General features: G+C 56.3%; 13 protein-coding genes. 8 read left to right on the top strand and 5 right to left on the bottom strand.

What is annotated here, in order from left to right; genetic code table 11:
• Window positions 1-22 precede the first annotated feature (22 nt).
• The 3 genes from JT718_RS16615 to JT718_RS16605 all read right to left on the bottom strand — a co-directional run bounded on the left by JT718_RS16615 (window position 23) and on the right by JT718_RS16605 (window position 3,726).
• Window positions 23-238, bottom strand: a complete 216-nt coding sequence (locus JT718_RS16615) for a hypothetical protein (protein ID WP_205503914.1) — start codon at window positions 236-238, stop codon at window positions 23-25.
• Between the two features lie 483 nt (window positions 239-721).
• The gene (locus JT718_RS16610) at window positions 722-2,287 is read right to left on the bottom strand and encodes a tail fiber domain-containing protein (protein WP_205503913.1); all 1,566 of its coding nucleotides are present in this window, start codon (window positions 2,285-2,287) and stop codon (window positions 722-724) included.
• 461 nt (window positions 2,288-2,748) lie between these two features.
• Window positions 2,749-3,726, bottom strand: coding sequence for an ROK family protein (locus tag JT718_RS16605; RefSeq protein WP_205503912.1), 978 nt, complete (start codon window positions 3,724-3,726; stop codon window positions 2,749-2,751).
• 640 nt (window positions 3,727-4,366) lie between these two features.
• Here JT718_RS16605 and gyrB point away from each other — a divergent pair.
• Together gyrB and ppk1 are read left to right on the top strand one after the other, a co-directional pair.
• Window positions 4,367-6,322: a DNA topoisomerase (ATP-hydrolyzing) subunit B gene (gene gyrB, locus JT718_RS16600; protein WP_205503911.1), complete on the top strand. Its 1,956-nt coding sequence runs from the start codon at window positions 4,367-4,369 to the stop codon at window positions 6,320-6,322.
• A gap of 143 nt (window positions 6,323-6,465) precedes the next feature.
• The gene (ppk1, locus tag JT718_RS16595; RefSeq protein WP_205503910.1) at window positions 6,466-8,568 is read left to right on the top strand and encodes a polyphosphate kinase 1; all 2,103 of its coding nucleotides are present in this window, start codon (window positions 6,466-6,468) and stop codon (window positions 8,566-8,568) included.
• A 275-nt stretch (window positions 8,569-8,843) separates the two neighbouring features.
• Here the strand turns inward: ppk1 and JT718_RS16590 are convergent, their stop codons facing one another.
• A complete protein-coding gene (locus JT718_RS16590; RefSeq protein ID WP_205503909.1) occupies window positions 8,844-9,770 on the bottom strand; it encodes a Ppx/GppA phosphatase family protein in 927 nt (308 codons plus the stop codon).
• Window positions 9,771-10,033: 263 nt separating this feature from the next.
• Here JT718_RS16590 and greA point away from each other — a divergent pair, with 263 nt between their 5' ends.
• A complete protein-coding gene (gene greA, locus JT718_RS16585) occupies window positions 10,034-10,507 on the top strand; it encodes a transcription elongation factor GreA (protein ID WP_205503908.1) in 474 nt (157 codons plus the stop codon).
• Between the two features lie 8 nt (window positions 10,508-10,515).
• The gene (locus tag JT718_RS16580) at window positions 10,516-10,908 is read left to right on the top strand and encodes an HIT family protein (protein WP_205503907.1); all 393 of its coding nucleotides are present in this window, start codon (window positions 10,516-10,518) and stop codon (window positions 10,906-10,908) included.
• 192 nt (window positions 10,909-11,100) lie between these two features.
• Here the strand turns inward: JT718_RS16580 and ruvC are convergent, their stop codons facing one another.
• A complete protein-coding gene (ruvC, locus tag JT718_RS16575; RefSeq protein WP_205503906.1) occupies window positions 11,101-11,673 on the bottom strand; it encodes a crossover junction endodeoxyribonuclease RuvC in 573 nt (190 codons plus the stop codon).
• On the opposite strand from ruvC, the gene JT718_RS16570 reads away from it, so the two are divergent.
• From JT718_RS16570 to JT718_RS16555, 4 genes are all read left to right on the top strand, one after another.
• Window positions 11,665-12,675, top strand: coding sequence for a lysylphosphatidylglycerol synthase transmembrane domain-containing protein (locus tag JT718_RS16570; RefSeq protein ID WP_205503905.1), 1,011 nt, complete (start codon window positions 11,665-11,667; stop codon window positions 12,673-12,675). The two genes, ruvC and JT718_RS16570, sit on opposite strands and share 9 nt — an antisense overlap.
• Entirely contained in the window at window positions 12,675-13,802 is a 1,128-nt protein-coding gene (locus tag JT718_RS16565; protein ID WP_205503904.1) for a glycosyltransferase family 2 protein, read from the top strand. Before JT718_RS16570 ends, JT718_RS16565 begins: the two co-directional genes overlap by 1 nt.
• The gene (locus tag JT718_RS16560; protein WP_205503903.1) at window positions 13,799-14,056 is read left to right on the top strand and encodes a hypothetical protein; all 258 of its coding nucleotides are present in this window, start codon (window positions 13,799-13,801) and stop codon (window positions 14,054-14,056) included. Before JT718_RS16565 ends, JT718_RS16560 begins: the two co-directional genes overlap by 4 nt.
• 236 nt (window positions 14,057-14,292) lie before the next feature.
• Entirely contained in the window at window positions 14,293-15,516 is a 1,224-nt protein-coding gene (locus JT718_RS16555) for a PP2C family protein-serine/threonine phosphatase (protein WP_205503902.1), read from the top strand.
• Window positions 15,517-15,657 lie beyond the last annotated feature (141 nt).

The raw sequence follows: 15,657 nt of genomic DNA, 5'->3' as shown, positions 1-15,657 counted from the left end.
TTACTACTTTTGAGCCAAGTGGTTACATGTTGGAGCCGGTGGTAGCACCGGAAGTGGTGGAGGTATCAGCGGGCAAATCCAGGGAGTCTAACCCGCCATCGGCGCCTTCTACCATGTCCTCGGTATTGGTGTTGCCGGTTTGCTCGGCCGGTGCCGCTTTGTCCTCGCCCCCGCAGGAGGCAAGCGGCGCGGCTAGAAGGGCCAGGCCCATCAGGTTGATCAAAAAAGTCTTTTTCATAGTTGTACGGTGAAGTGCGTGCGAAAACTGTACGCCGCCTACTGATTTTGACGGCTAATCCTGTGTACGGAAATGAAGCGCATAAGTAGAAACCGCCTGGGTTTCTCAAGTTGCGGCCGCTTTTCTCCTCTTCCGGTCACTTGAGGATCTCCGCATTTGTCAGTCTTGCATCCCCAAAATACTCAGCACCCTCGCTCGCCTCCGGCGAGGGTGAGAAATTAGGCGGCGTCTCGCCGCCAGGTACAGCTTACTATATACATCCCGCAACGCGGCCAGAGGCCGCACGATAGCGCACACTCGCCGGAGGCGAGCGAGGGTTTATTGTAGGGAGCCCAGATCTGAAGGAGGAGCGAGGGTTTATTGTAAAAAGCCCAGGCCTGAGAGGGGAGCAGATTAGGAGTTGAACGGCCGCAATGTCACCCCACACAGAAAAGCCTGCTTCAGAAGAGGAGCAGGCTTTTCTGTGTGGGGCTCAGGCACCGCCTACCTGGCGAGGACTATGGTTTTAGTGGCTGCTATTTTCCCGTTTACCACCAGGGTGCAGAGGTAAGTGCCCGGTGAGAGGTCGGGGGTGTTCAGGGTGACGGTTCCTGCTGCCGGGGCGGGAACGGTTTTGAGTAGTTTTCCGGAAGAAGCCTCATAAACGCGCAGTTGGGCAGAGGCCCCGGGTGGGAGGGAATACCGGAAGGTAGTGGCCTGGTCAAACGGGTTGGGCTGGTTCTGGTGCAGGATAATCCCGGATGGCGTTTCGTTCGGGCTATTGCTTGCTCCTTTGCCCTGGCTTGCCTCCAACTGGGTAATCCTCTCCGAGAGGAGGTGGATGGTTTCCTGCTGCTCCTGCACGGCTTTGATCAGCAGGGGAATTAGCTCTGTGTAATTGACCGCTTTCAGGCTAATGGTTTCCTGGGGTTCCTTCGGGGCTGGGGCTAAAGAGGGTTTCTGCCCGGAGCCTGGTTTGCCCGCTGCCAGGAGCACCGCCTCTATGTTTTGGTCCTGCGGAAGGTGATGCGCAGATTCCTTTACCAGGTGCGGTAAAACTTCCTCCACTTCCTGGGCCACCAACCCATAGTGCTTTCCGGGGGATAAGCTGAGTTTCCGGTAGGTACCGTCGTTCCTGAACTCGTAGCTTCTGGGTTTAAGGCGGCTAATCAGTTCCAAGGCGTTGTCTACTTCCCGCACGTTTTTCTTCAGGTTCCTGTCGCTGCTCTGGAAGGTGGCCGAACTGTAGATCGCTCCCTCAAAAATGGCGGCGTAAGGTCCGTTGGTAGTGGTGGCGTACAGGCCCAAGCCGTCATCAGAGGTGAAAAAACCACCGTACCCCTCAAAGCCCCTGCCCCGAACCCCTACTCCTGTAGCACTGGACCCAAAAACGCCTGTGCCCCCACTAGAGCCCCCAACCACGCCAGAGGAACCGGCATTGGCGTAAACACCGATAAACTCAGACAGGGCATACACACCGTAAGCATCAGCCTGGGCGCTAACACCCGTATGACCGGCATAGGTGTGTACGCCGGTTCCGTGTTTACCCGCGGTGCTGAATACCCCTGTCCCGTAGTCAATGGTAGACTCAGCATGCACCGCGTACGCAGACCCCTGAGAAAAAATGCCGTTGCCTTCAGACAAGCCAATCACCTGTAGCCGGTAAAAGGGGCTAACGTTGGCGGTGCCCAGGGCCACGTTTCCGTTGACCAGCAGCCCATCTGCAGGAGGAGTCTGGCTGTAGCCCACGCTCACCCCCCCATTCCTGTGGACCAGGAACTTGGTGGAGTTGTTGACCAGTACCCGCAGGGGATCTACGCTGGTGGGGCTGTTCACGAACAGCTTGGCGTTGGGAGCCGTGGACCCGATGCTGACCAAGCCCAGGGCGGTAACACGCATCCGTTCATTGTTGTTGGTGAAGACCCTGAGGTGCACCCCGTTGGTAGTGCCCAACTTAGCCTGGCTGCTGACGTTGTTGTTGCCCTGCAAGCTCCAGTAAGGAGCCCCGTTCTGCCCCATGAGGGGTAGGGCCAGGAAGGCGAAAGCTAATACGAGTAGAAGTTTCTTCATGATCTGGGAAGGAAGAAGAAGGATCAAAATAGGCGGCACAGCAGGAAAGCTTCAGCAGGTTGAGTTTCTTTTGAAGCCTTACAGGAAGGAGGGAGGAGCCTGCAAGCGGAAAGCTTGCTTCTGAGAGCAGGAAAGGCCGTGCCTACCTGCCTAATTTACATAGCGCAGGTTTTGGCAGCGGCAGGAGCGCACCAAAGCCGGACACCCATTGGAGAGGTATGCTCAGGGCGCCGGGCGGATAGGAAATGGGTAAACCGGTTAGTACCACTAAAGTAGGGCATGCCAAGACTTTAGGCAATACTTCTAATTGGGTATTTGTAAAGCTTTGGTGTGGGGGAGTGAGGGGCTGCCAGCAAGGTGCGTGGGTGCTGCGTAGCCCCAAAGGGAGACTCTACAGAGGGTAAAAATGGAAAAGCCCGAAGGGACTACCTTCGGGCTTTGGTATGGGTGGTAAGAAGAAACTATGCTACCTGCTCGCGCTCCAGTTCTTTCCAGGCCAGGGCGGCGGCACCCATTACGGCGGTGTTGTTGAGGCCCAGGCCAGACGGTAAAATCTTCACTTTGCCTTTGAAGATGCTCAGCAGGTTTTTCTCCATGTGGTATCTTACGGGGTCAAACAGGAATTCCTCGGCGCGAACCAGTCCGCCAAACAGGAAGATGGCCTCGGGGCTCAGGTGGGCTACGGTGTCGGCCAGTTTCATGCCCAGCACCTTGCCGGTGTACTCAAAGCAGTCAATCGCGATTTTGTCGCCCCGTTTGGCCGCCTGCGTGATCATTTCGGCGGTAAGGTCGTTGAAGCTCACGTTGCGCAACTCGCTGTAATCGGTGTAATCGGCCAGGAACTTGTACACGGTGCGCTTGATGCCGGTGGCCGAAACGTAGGTCTCCAGGCAGCCTCTACGGCCGCAGCCGCACACCCGGCCAGAGCCTTTCACGTTCACCAGGGTGTGGCCCAGCTCGCCGGCGTTGCCGTCATTGCCGTACACCAACTCGCCGTTCACTACAATGCCGCTGCCCAGGCCGGTGCCCAGGGTCACCACCACAAAGTTCTTCATGTTCTTGGCGCCGCCGTAGATCATCTCGCCAATGGCTGCCGCGTTGGCGTCATTGGTCAGGTACACCGGCAGCTTGAAGTAAGACTGCAGCAGCTCCACCAGCGGCACAGAGCCGTGCCACTTCAGGTTAGGGGCATTCTCAATGGTGCCGGTGTAGAAATTACCGTTGGGGGCACCCACGCCCACGCCAATGACATTTGCCTCGTCTTCAATCTTTTTGAACTTGCTTTGCACCTCGTTGTAGAGGATGCGCAGAAAATCATGTACGGTTTCCCCTTCGGTGGTAGGAAGCTCGCCTTGGGTTAAGATGATGCCATCGCGGTCAATGAACCCGAATTTGGTGTTCGTACCTCCGATGTCAATGCCTAAAATTACGTCCTTCATGAGAGTTTGCAGAGATTGGTGCGGGTTATGGCACGAGGTCCGTGAGGTTGTCGTGCAAATGATTCATGTACTAAAGCGGAAACTTAAGAAGAAACCTCCATTTTGCCAAATAATACCGGGTAGATGCCGTTGTAATTGGTTTCCCTCTGCGCGTACCCCTGAATTTTGAGCCCATCTTGAAAAAAAGAACGGCTATGCCGCCAGGCTCCCGTTTTTGGTCCGTTTCTTATAAACAACCCGTAAACCGCTTCCAGGTTTGTCAGTCTCCCGACCGTTTTAAAAGAGTTTTCCTGAAAACAGCCCCAAAACGGGCTCAGGGCCGCTGTTCCGGGCCAGGAAGATTCCCGCGGGGCGCCAGGCAATCCGTTGCTGTACCATTTTTAGAAAGGGGCCGGCCAGCCCTGCTATAAGCCGGGGCCGAAAACCGGCAAATGGCGGGGCAGGTTAGGGGAGAGGCCTTGCCTGAGGAGTTCCCTGGCAGGCGGGGGCGCGTGGCCTGGTACGCCAGAAAAGCGGGTATTTGCCCGCCCGGCGGGTCTAAAAATAAATAATTCACCAAGTGCTATATTTAAGGCCCAGACGCTGGCAAAACCCGATAAATTTTGGTATTTTTGCATGTTAATAATCCACCGAAAACTCAATGAGTGACATCGAACAAAATAACATGACCGCCTATTCCGCAGACAGTATCCAGGTGCTTGAAGGCTTGGAGGCGGTGCGTAAACGGCCTGCCATGTACATCGGCGATATCGGCATCAAAGGTCTCCACCACCTGGTGTGGGAAGTGGTAGACAACTCCATAGACGAAGCCCTGGCCGGGCACTGTGACGAGATCAACGTCACCATTCATACAGACAATTCCATTTCCGTTTCAGACAATGGCCGCGGTATTCCGGTAGACTTCCACCAGAAAGAAGGCCGTTCGGCCCTGGAGGTGGTCATGACCGTGCTGCACGCCGGCGGTAAATTTGACAAAGACACCTATAAGGTATCGGGTGGGTTGCACGGCGTGGGGGTTTCTTGCGTGAACGCCCTCTCCACCGACCTGCACGTGACCGTTCACCGCAACGGCAAGGTGTACGAGCAGCACTACAACATTGGGGTGCCGGCCTACCCGGTGCGCGAGATTGGTACCACAGACAGAACCGGTACCACCGTGCACTTTCACCCAGACGCCAGCATCTTCACCGTTACAGAATACAAATACGAGACCGTGGCCAGCCGCCTGCGCGAGTTGGCGTTCCTGAACAAAGGCATCAGAATCAACCTGACCGACCTTCGCGAGGAAGTAACCCCCGGCGAATACCTGAGCGAGTCTTTCTACTCTGAGGGTGGTCTGCGCGAGTTTGTGGCCTACCTGGAGGAAACCCGTGTGAACCTCATTCCCGAGCCCATTTACGTGGAGAGCGAAAAAGGCGGTATTCCCGTGGAGATTGCCCTCAACTATAACACGTCTTACACAGAGAACATCTTCTCTTACGTCAACAACATCAACACCCACGAGGGTGGTACCCACGTGGCCGGTTTCCGGAGAGCTTTGACGCGTACGTTGAAAGCGTATGCCGAGCGTTCCGGTATGCTGGAGAAAGCCAAAGTGGAGATCCAGGGCGATGACTTCCGCGAGGGCTTGACCGCCGTCATCTCCGTCAAAGTGGCCGAGCCGCAGTTTGAGGGCCAGACCAAGACCAAGCTGGGCAACTCAGACGTAATGGGCGCCGTGGACACGGTAGTAGGCGAGATCCTGAACCAGTTCCTGGAAGAAAACCCCAAGGAAGCCAAAATCATTATCCAGAAAGTAATTCTGGCGGCGCAGGCGCGTCTGGCGGCCCGTAAGGCCCGCGAGATGGTGCAGCGCAAGAACGTGATGGGCGGCTCGGGCCTGCCCGGCAAACTGGCCGACTGCTCTGACAACGACCCTGAGAACTGCGAGCTGTACCTGGTAGAGGGTGACTCGGCGGGCGGCTCGGCCAAGCAGGGCCGCGACCGTAAGTTCCAGGCCATTCTGCCGTTGCGCGGTAAGATCCTGAACGTGGAGAAAGCCCAGGAGCACCGTATCTACGAGAACGAGGAGATCAAGAACATGATCACCGCCCTGGGCGTGAGCTTCGGTACCCCTGAGGACGAGAAGGCCCTGAACCTTACCAAACTGCGCTACCACAAAGTCATCATCATGACCGATGCCGACGTGGACGGTTCTCACATCCGTACGCTGATCCTCACGTTCTTCTTCCGCTACATGCGCGACCTCATTGACAACGGCTACGTGTACATTGCCCTGCCGCCGCTATACCTGGTGAAGAAAGGCAAGGAGGAGCGCTACTGCTGGACCGAGCAGGACCGCGTGGAGGCCATTGCCGAACTGGGCAAAGGCAAAGACGAAAGCGTGGGCGTGCAGCGCTACAAAGGACTTGGCGAGATGAACCCTGAGCAGCTGTGGGAAACCACCATGCGCCCAGACACCCGCAGCTTAAAGCAGGTAACCGTTGAGTCGGCCGCGGAGGCAGACCACCTGTTCTCCATGCTCATGGGCGACGAGGTAGCCCCCCGCCGCGACTTTATTGAGCGCAACGCCAAATACGCCCGGGTAGACGTATAAGCGTTTGCAAATGCCACTAAGAAAAGCCTGCCTCCAGCAGGCTTTTCTGTTGCACCCAGGCAGAAAAAGCTGCTATCTTAGCAAAAGAAGAAACAGTACCTATACATAAAGAGCGCGCAAAAGGAGAAGTTGACCACCTGCTTATGAATTCTATCAAGGCATCGGAGCAAATCCGGAGAAGTAACTACATCAGTCGTGACCTGAGCTGGTTGCGGTTTAATTACCGGGTACTGGATCTGGCCCGAAACCCTGATACGTCTCTCTTTGACCGGCTGAAGTTTCTGGCCATCACGGCCTCCAACCTGGATGAGTTCTTCATGATCAGGGTGGGCAGCTTGTACAATTACATAGACTACGGCAAAGAGCGCATTGACTACTCGGGCCTGCGCGAGTTGCCCTTCCGTAAGAAGCTCATGGACCTGGCGCACCGCTTCGTGGGCGACCAGTGCCAGGCCTACGAGGAGCTGCGCCCCGATTTTGAGAAGCACGGCTTCAACATCTGCAAGGTAGAGGACCTCACCGAGGGCGAGCAGCACAAGGCGGCCGCCTATTTCAAGAACACCATCTTCCCGCTGCTCACGCCCATGGTGTATGACAGCTACCACGGGTTTCCGCTCATGATGAACCAGCTGCTCATCTTTGGCGTGGTCACCCGCACCTCAGAGGAAGCCAAGCCGCAGAACCGCATCACGTTTGTGCAGATCCCCGGGAATCTGACCCGTTTTTTTGAAATCTCGCGCAAAAACAAGATCATCTTCGTGCCCATTGAGGAGATTATCCGGTGGAACATAGACAAGCTGTTCCGCAACGTGGAGATTGAGTCGGTGAACCTGTTCCGCATCACGCGCAACGGCGATTTCACGCTGGAGGAAAGCGATGACATGGACCAGGACTTTGTGCACGAGGTAAAGCAGAAGCTCAGAAACCGTAAGAAAGGCCGGGTGGTGCGCCTGGAGGTGGAGCGCGCGCCCTCGCCCTACATGATGAAGATCCTGAAGGAGCGCTGGAACATTGACAACGGCAACGTCTTCTCCATTGAGCGGCTCATTGACCTGAAGGGCCTGTGGCAGATCATCAAGCACCCGCACTTCGCCAACAAGATCCAGCGGCCGCCGGCACCGGTACCGTCGCCTACCTTGCCGCCCGGGGCCATGGACAACATCTTTGAGTACCTGCGCGAGCATGACGTGCTGCTGCACCACCCCTACAACAGCATTGAGCCCATTGTGACCCTGCTGGAGAAAGCCGCCGAGGACCCGTACGTGCTGGGGATCAAGCAGACCATTTACCGCCTGGCCGAGAACTCGCGCGTGACGGCGGCCCTGCTCAAGGCGGCCGAGAACGGCAAGCACGTCTCGGCGCTGTTTGAGGTGAAGGCCCGCTTTGACGAAGAGCGCAACATCAAGGAAGGCGAGAAGCTGGAGAAAGCCGGCTGCTTTGTGATCTACGGCATCAGCAAGTACAAGACGCACACCAAAATGCTCATGATCATCCGGAAGGAGGGCGAGAAGGTAACGCGGTACGTGCACATTGGCAGCGGGAACTACAACGAGCAGACCAGCCGCATGTACACCGACATCAGCCTGCTCACCACTGACGAGGTCTACGCGCACGACGTGTCTGAGTTCTTCAACGTAATCACCGGCCACTCGTACCCCGAGAACTACGAGTACCTGATCACGGCGCCCAAAGACATGCGCCAGCAGCTGATTGAATTGATTCGGCAGGAAACGCGCAACGCTGAGCTGGGGCTGCCCGCCGGCATTGTGATCAAGATCAATTCGCTGGAAGACAAGGACGTGATTGATGAGTTCTATGCCGCCTCGCAGGCCGGGGTGCAGATCAGGCTTATTGTGCGGGGCATCTGCTGCCTGCGGCCGGGCCGCGAAGGGCTGAGCGAGAACATCCAGGTGAGCTCCATTGTGGGCGAGTACCTGGAGCACGCGCGCCTGTTCTACTTCCACAACAACGGAGACCCGCTGGTCCTGGGCGGCAGCGCCGATATTATGGTGCGCAGCTTTGAGCGCCGCATTGAGGCCCTGTTCTACATTGTGCACGAAGACCTCAAGCGCCAGACCATCAACATTCTGCGCTACAACCTCATGGACAACCAGAATACCTACATCATGCGCGAAGACGGCTCTTACATCAAGCGCCAGCCCGCCGAGGGCGAGCCCATCTTCAACATGCACCGGGAGTTCTACCACTTGAGCCCCGAGGTGCCCGCCGAGGTCTGCCTGTTTTAGGCCTGCGCGGTAACCTTAGTGTAGAAGCTGTATATAGTGTAGAACTGCCGCTGATAGTAGGCGGTTTCTTGCCTAAAAGTTCTAACACAAGGAAGGTAGCGCCCTTTCATCCTGCCGGATGACGTCGTTACACCTAACGACGCTACGTATCAAGTATTCAGTAGCGACGTTACTCGTAACGTCGTACGCATTGCATCAGAACAGCGTATAAAAGTTAATACAAATCAAAAGGGGCAGTTGAAGATCAACTGCCCCTTTTGATTTATGGCTAATTTCTAAAAATCTAGCTTGAAATGGTGCTGGGTCTTGGCCTGGTGGCGCTCATAGAGCGACTGCAGCATGCCGTCTTTCAGGCCCACCTGCGGCACCAGCATGCAGTCCAGGTTGGCCCAGCGCATGGCCGAAAGGTAGATCTCGGCGGCCGGCACAATCACGTCGGCGCGGTCGGCGTTGAGCAGCAGCACCTTCACCCGTTCTTCCATGGAGAGGCTGGCAATGTGCTCCACTACTTTCTCTATCTGGTCGCGGAAAATGGGCAAGCCGTCGCCCTGGCGGGCAATGTCATAGATCTTGTTGATGTTACCGCCGGTGCCAATGGCGTAGGAGAGGTGGTACAGCCGGGACTTCTCAATGACCCAGTTTTGCATGGCCTGCCACATCTCCTGCGAGTCCTCACCCTGCATGTGCCGGATGGAGCCCTGCTCAAACGATTGCGAGGCCACCTTCATGCGGTTCACGTAGATGTTGAACTCGGTGCTGCCGCCGCCCACGTCTATGTGCAGGTAGTTGTGGCTGTCCAACTGCTGCCTGATGACCAGGTTGATGAGGTCGGCCTCGGTGGTGCCGTCAATCACCTGAATCTGCAGGCCCAGCTTTTCCTGGATCTCCTCCAGGATTTGGGGGGCGTTCTGGGCCGAGCGCATGGCCGAGGTGGCGCAGATCATAAAGTCATCCACTTCGTGCACTTGCATGAGCAGGTGCAGGGCATGCAGCAGCTTAATGAACTTGTCGGTCTTTTGCCGCGAGATAACGCCCGTGGCAAACACATCCTCGCCCAGCCGCATGGGGTACCGGATGTACTCCACCCGCTTGAACAGGGTGCGGTCGGCAAACTTGAAGACATTGGAAATCTGGCATCTTACGGCGTTAGACCCTATGTCTACCGCGGCAAGCTTGAAGAGAGGTTCGGTGGCTTCTGACATAGGCCGTAAAAATAGGGGCTAAAGCGTATGGTTGTGCCAGCCGGGCCAAGTTTTTGCCCTGCTTTCGCAAAAATAGGCCTAAAACGGGCTGTTTTGCCGCTTTTCAAAAACTGTTTGGCCCCAAGCCAAGCCCGTTACCAAAACGTAAAATATTGTCCCCAATTCATGTTGTTTTCAAAAATTGTGGTACCTTAGCATAAGAACGGTCTCCAGACAGGAAGGCCGTTCTTCTTTTTTAATCATTGTACTAACCCATTAAGAATATGGCAACAGTATCTTACTACACCCCGGAAGGATTGCAGAAGCTCAAGGAAGAGTTACATGAACTGAAGACCAAAGGCCGTGCGGAAGTAGCGCGTCAGCTGGCGGAAGCCCGTGACAAAGGGGACTTGAGTGAGAACGCTGAATATGACGCGGCCAAAGATGCCCAAGGGCACCTGGAGCTGAAGATTTCCAAACTGGAGGAAGTGATAGGCAACGCCCGTCTTATTGACGAGTCTAACCTTGACTTAAGCAAAGTGCTCATTCTGTCTAAAGTGAAGCTTAAGAACCTGGGCAACAACATGATCCTGAACTACACCCTGGTAGCCGAGGAGGAGGCCAACCTGGCCGCCGGCAAGATCTCGGTGAAGTCGCCCATTGGCAAAGGCTTGCTGGGCAAATCGGTGGGGGAGATCGCGGAGATCACCGTGCCCGCCGGTCAGTTGAAGTTTGAGGTGCTGGAAATTTCCCGTTAATACCGCCCATGGAAACAATATTCTCAAAAATCATCAGGGGCGAGGTGGCCGCCTACAAGATCCTGGAAGATGACCGTTTCCTGGCGTTCCTGGACGTGTTTCCCTTGGTGAAAGGACATACGCTGGTCATCCCCAAAGAACCCGTGGACTACATCTTTGACCTGGATCCAGAGGCCCTCGCTGACCTGCACAAGTTCTCCCAGAAAGTGGCCCAGGCGGTGAAGAAAGCCATTCCGTGCAAGAAGGTAGGCGTGGCGGTGGTAGGGCTGGAAGTGCCCCATGCCCACGTGCACCTGGTGCCCCTCAACCAGATCTCAGACATGAACTTCAGCAACCCCAAGCAAAAGCTGGAACCCGAGGAAATGGAGGAGATTGCCGAGAAGATCCGGCAGGCACTTTAGTTGTTAGTTCGTAGTGATTAGTCTATCGTTTTAGATTTACTAAACTGATAAAATCTGTTGGGTCCGTTTTGGGCTTGTTTCCAAAAATCTGTTGGGTCCGTTTTTGGCTTGGTTCCAGTAAAACAAGCCCAAAACGGACCCAACAGATTTATAACCCACTAACACTAACAACTAACAACTAATCACTAACAACTACTTTGACAATCGGTCGGGGTTCTCGGTCAGGAATGCCTTCCAGGACTTTGCGCCGGCTTTCTGGTTACCGCCCTGGGTGTAATGGTGACAAAGGGCCACGGCCAGGGCATCGGTGGCGTCCAGGAACTTGGGCGCTTCCTGAATCTTGAGGATCTGCAGCAGCATGGCCGCCACCTGTTCTTTGGAGGCGTTCCCGTTGCCCGTCACCGATTGTTTGATTTTCTTTGGGGCGTATTCCACGTAAGGAATGTCGCGCGACAGGGCGGCGGCAATGGCCACTCCCTGGGCGCGGCCCAGTTTGAGCATAGACTGGACGTTGCTGCCGTAAAACGGCGCCTCAATGGCCATCTCATCGGGCAGGTATTCCGTAATGAGGCGCAGGGTGGCGTCAAAGATTTTTTTAAGCTTAACGGCGTGGTTGCTGTAACTTTTCAGGTGAAGTACCCCATATTGCAGCACGGTCACCTTAGAACCGGTCACCTCAATGAGGCCGTAGCCCATGACGTTGGTGCCCGGGTCTACCCCCAGAATTAGTTTGTTATTGAGCAGCGGCGCAGAAGAATGAATCATAAAGTGCAAAAGTACAAACAATCAACCAAACTCCTGATACCAGGAAGTCTTTTGGTGGTCTTGGGCAAGTTGCTGGTGCTGGGGCTTACGTTGTACTACCTGCGCCTCTCCATTCTGGAGGCCAGCGAGCACTCGGTGTTTTCCTGGGGCACGCTGCGGCAGGTCTGGTTCACCAACGGGGCCGCCCTGTGCGTGGCCGCCGCCCTGTTGCCCCTCAACTGGGGCGTGGAAGCCGCCAAGTGGCAGTTCCTCTCCAAAAAAATAGAACAATTTTCCTTCCTCGAGGCCTACCGCTCGGTGTTGGTGGGGCTCACGTTGGGTTTTGTGACGCCCAACCGCGTGGGCGACTACGCCGGCCGCATCCTCACCATGCACCAGCGCGACCGGGCCGATGCCATTGGCGCCATTCTGCTGGGCCGGCTGTGCCAGATGTTTGCCACCGTTTTGATTGGGTCGGGGGCGCTGGGGTACTTTGTGTACCAGTACTACGTTCCGCTGGCCTCGCCGGTGGGGGTTTCCCTGCTGGCCGCGTTGTTTCTGCTGAACGGGTGGGCCCTGGCCCTGCTGTTCAGTTTCAAGGGTGCCGTTGGCGTGTTGGAAAAAGTCAAGTTTCTTCAGAAATGGGTGCACTATTTCGCCGTGATTGGGGAATACAGGCCCGCAGAGATCAGAAAGGTGCTGCTCATCTCGGTGGTGCGGTACCTGGTGTTCATGGCCCAGTTCATTGCCCTGCTGTGGGCCTTTGGGGTGCAGTTGCGTCCGGAGGAGTACATCTGGGGAGTGGCGGGCACGTTCCTGATGAAATCCATTGTGCCCTCTATCAACGCCCTGGCCGACATTGGCATGCGGGAGCTTTCGGCCATGCACTTCTTTGGCCTCATGGGGCAGGACCCGCTGCTGGTGCTGGGCGCCAGCCTATCGCTCTGGACCCTCAACATTGCCCTGCCCAGTGCTCTGGGGCTGCTTTTTGTGCTACCGCTTAAACTCTCCAACGCGCGTTGATGCTCCTGGTCTGGTTGGTGGTGGGGCTCTACGCGGCCGTGGTGCTGCGGGCGGGTTGGGCCTGGCGCAGCCTTCCTGAGCAAAAGCTTGAAGAACATACCCCGCCCGCCTTCTTCTCCGTCATCATTCCCGTCCGGAACGAAGCTCGCAACATAGTGGCCCTCCTGCAGGACCTGGAGCGGCAGCAGTACCCCGCATCGCACTTTGAGGTGCTGGTGGTAGACGACCATTCCACCGACGCCACGCCAGCCCTGGTGAGGCAGTTTCAGCAGCAGAGTACCCTGCCGGTCCAGCTCTTGTTTTTGAGCCATTTTCCGGGAAAAAGGCAGAAAAAGGCGGCAGTGGAAGTGGGCATCGGGCAGGCCCGGGGAGAGTGGATCCTCTGCACCGACGGCGACTGCCGGGTACCGCCGCACTGGCTCCGGGCCTTTAACCAGGCGCGGCACCAGCAGGCCCCAAAACTGATCAGCGGGCCGGTGCGGTATGCGCCGCTGGCCAATCTTTGGCAGCAGTTGCAGGCCCTGGAGTTCTCGGCCCTCATTGGGGTGGGCGCTGCCTCCATTGCCGTGCAGAAACCTACCATGTGCAACGGGGCCAACCTGGCGTATGAGAAAGCGGCCTTCCTGGCCGTGGAGGGCTTCAAGGGCAACGAGCAGATTCCCTCCGGCGATGATGAGTTCCTGCTGCACAAGATACACCAGCGCTATCAGGGCCAGATTGCCTTTCTGAAGGCGAAGGAAGCCATTGTGCAGACGCCCGCCGCCGCGTCGTTGCCGCAGTTCTTCCAGCAACGGATCAGGTGGGCCAGCAAGTGGAAGCATTACACCTCCGGGGCGTCCAGGGGGCTGGCGCTGGTGGTGCTGGGGGCCAACCTGGCCTGGCTGGGGGCGCTGCTGGCTGCCCTCACCGGAGGCTGGACCTGGCCCGCCGCCCTGCTGGTGATGGCCCTAAAGCTTGGGCCCGATGCCTGGCTTTTGCACCAGGTGCTGGGCTTTTTCGGTAAAAAGAAGCTACTTTCGCTGCTCTGGTTGTTACAACTCGTGTACGTTCCCTACGTGGTGGTCACCGCCCTGCTGGGGCTCAAAGGAAACTACCACTGGAAGGGGCGCCAACTTAAGACCGCATGACAGACCAAGAATTTGATATTTTAGACGAGCTGTATTTTGTGACCTCTTTTAAGGAATTGCAGCAGAAAACGGGCTTGCCCGAACCGGCCTTCCGGGAGGCCCTCAGGGGCTTGATCAGCATGAACTACATCAAGTGCCTGTTCCCCGACCAGGATACCGAAGTACCGTTTGACCCCGACCATTTTGCGCGGGAAGGCCACGCCTATTTCTTCCTGGCTTCTAAAGCCGGGCTGCTCGCCCATAACTCCCGGTAAAAGGGGAAAACCACGGGGCGGTGAAAACCTTGGGGCATTTTCTGGGTTATAGGACCAGTGCGCGGCTGCCCGTGCTTTCCTCCCCAAAAGGGGAGTGGCGGATGAATTAATACGGAAATGGAGCAGCAGCGCCTCTTTTTTTAGTTATTTTGTACTAACCTTGCGGCAGGCCCAGGCTCGTTTCCTAGCTTTTTATGGGTACCTTGCACCGTTGAGCTACTAAGAAAGAACCACGAATGTCAGAACTGAAGTTTCCTACAGTTGAGCAGGAGTTAAACCTGAAGAAGTTGGAGTTGGCTGCCCTGTTGGAAATCACCAAGGCCATCAACAACAACCTGCCTGAGGAGGCCCTTTACAAGATCTACCACTTCACGCTGCTGGCGCAGCTGAACATCCGGCGCCTGTCGCTCTTCCTGCATGACGAGGAGTGGGAGTGCAAGGTGTGCTTCGGCACCGACCACAACTTCAGGGAGATTGAGCTGCCGCCCGCCATCACCGCCCTGCGCGAAATTACCTCGCTGGCCACCATTGACATTGACAAGCGCTGGCAGGACTTTGAGACCGTGATCCCCATCATGCACAACAACCGCATTCTGGCGTTTGTGATGATTGGGAACGTGAACGCCTATTACACCACCCTGGGGGCGCTCAGCTTTGTGCAGACGCTCAGCAACATTATTTTGGTGGCCATGGAAAACCGGCGCCTGGAGCGTCACCGCCTGGCCCAGGAAGCCATGCGCAAGGAGATTGAGATTGCCCGCGAGGTGCAGAACATGCTCTTCCCCAAGGCCCTGCCCAACAACAAAGACGTCACCATTCACGCCACCTACATTCCGCACTCCTCCATTGGGGGCGACTACTATGACTACATCGCCATTGACAAAGACCAGTTTCTGTTCTGCGTGGCCGATGTCTCGGGCAAAGGCGTGCCGGCGTCGCTCCTGATGTCTAATTTCCAGGCGGGGTTGCGCACCATCCTTCGGCAGACCACCAACCTCAACACCATTGTGAGCGAGCTGAACGACCTGATTTACCGCAACGCCATCGCCGAGAAGTTCATCACCTGCTTTCTGGGGCTCTATAACCGGGCCACGCGCGAGCTGAGTTACGTGAACGCCGGCCACAATGCCTCCATCTTGCTGTACGAGAACAACACCTACAGCCTGCTGGAAGACGGCTGCACCATGCTGGGCATCTTTGACGAGCTGCCTTTCCTGAACGTGACCAAGGTGGTGGTGCCGCACAACTCGTTCGTGTTCTGCTACACCGATGGCCTGACCGAGGTCTTTAACCAGGAGGAAGACGAGTTCGGGATTGAGAACACCATCAGGGTGTTGCAGGACTGCCGCTTCGTGAGTTCCCGCAACATTCACCGGCAGCTCCTGCAGGAAATCAACCACTACAGCAACGGCGCCTCCTTCGCCGATGACATCACCCTGCTTTCGTGCCGGTTTAAATAGAACAGGGCACCGGCCTACCTGCTTTTTTGGCAGGAAAGTGGTCTGGACCGTTTAGGGCCTGTTTTCAGCAAAACAGGCCCTAAACGGTCCAGAACCAAAATATAAAATAACCCCAAACAAAAAACCCATACACCCAGACCC

The organism is Rufibacter psychrotolerans, assembly GCF_016924645.1.
In the GTDB taxonomy this organism is placed as follows: Bacteria; Bacteroidota; Bacteroidia; order Cytophagales; family Hymenobacteraceae; genus Nibribacter; species Nibribacter psychrotolerans.
Note: the sequence above shows the minus strand (reverse complement) of the source record. Positions and strands in the feature narration are given on the sequence as shown.

What these genes read in the sequence shown, in the direction of transcription:
- JT718_RS16615 (WP_205503914.1), bottom strand. Translation starts at nt 238, where the DNA reads ATGAAAAAGACTTTTTTGATCAACCTGATGGGCCTGGCCCTTCTAGCC.
- JT718_RS16610 (WP_205503913.1), bottom strand. Translation starts at nt 2,287, where the DNA reads ATGAAGAAACTTCTACTCGTATTAGCTTTCGCCTTCCTGGCCCTACCC.
- JT718_RS16605 (WP_205503912.1), bottom strand. Translation starts at nt 3,726, where the DNA reads ATGAAGGACGTAATTTTAGGCATTGACATCGGAGGTACGAACACCAAA.
- gyrB (WP_205503911.1), top strand. Translation starts at nt 4,367, where the DNA reads ATGAGTGACATCGAACAAAATAACATGACCGCCTATTCCGCAGACAGT.
- ppk1 (WP_205503910.1), top strand. Translation starts at nt 6,466, where the DNA reads ATGAATTCTATCAAGGCATCGGAGCAAATCCGGAGAAGTAACTACATC.
- JT718_RS16590 (WP_205503909.1), bottom strand. Translation starts at nt 9,770, where the DNA reads ATGTCAGAAGCCACCGAACCTCTCTTCAAGCTTGCCGCGGTAGACATA.
- greA (WP_205503908.1), top strand. Translation starts at nt 10,034, where the DNA reads ATGGCAACAGTATCTTACTACACCCCGGAAGGATTGCAGAAGCTCAAG.
- JT718_RS16580 (WP_205503907.1), top strand. Translation starts at nt 10,516, where the DNA reads ATGGAAACAATATTCTCAAAAATCATCAGGGGCGAGGTGGCCGCCTAC.
- JT718_RS16570 (WP_205503905.1), top strand. Translation starts at nt 11,665, where the DNA reads ATGAATCATAAAGTGCAAAAGTACAAACAATCAACCAAACTCCTGATA.
- ruvC (WP_205503906.1), bottom strand. Translation starts at nt 11,673, where the DNA reads ATGATTCATTCTTCTGCGCCGCTGCTCAATAACAAACTAATTCTGGGG.
- JT718_RS16565 (WP_205503904.1), top strand. Translation starts at nt 12,675, where the DNA reads ATGCTCCTGGTCTGGTTGGTGGTGGGGCTCTACGCGGCCGTGGTGCTG.
- JT718_RS16560 (WP_205503903.1), top strand. Translation starts at nt 13,799, where the DNA reads ATGACAGACCAAGAATTTGATATTTTAGACGAGCTGTATTTTGTGACC.
- JT718_RS16555 (WP_205503902.1), top strand. Translation starts at nt 14,293, where the DNA reads ATGTCAGAACTGAAGTTTCCTACAGTTGAGCAGGAGTTAAACCTGAAG.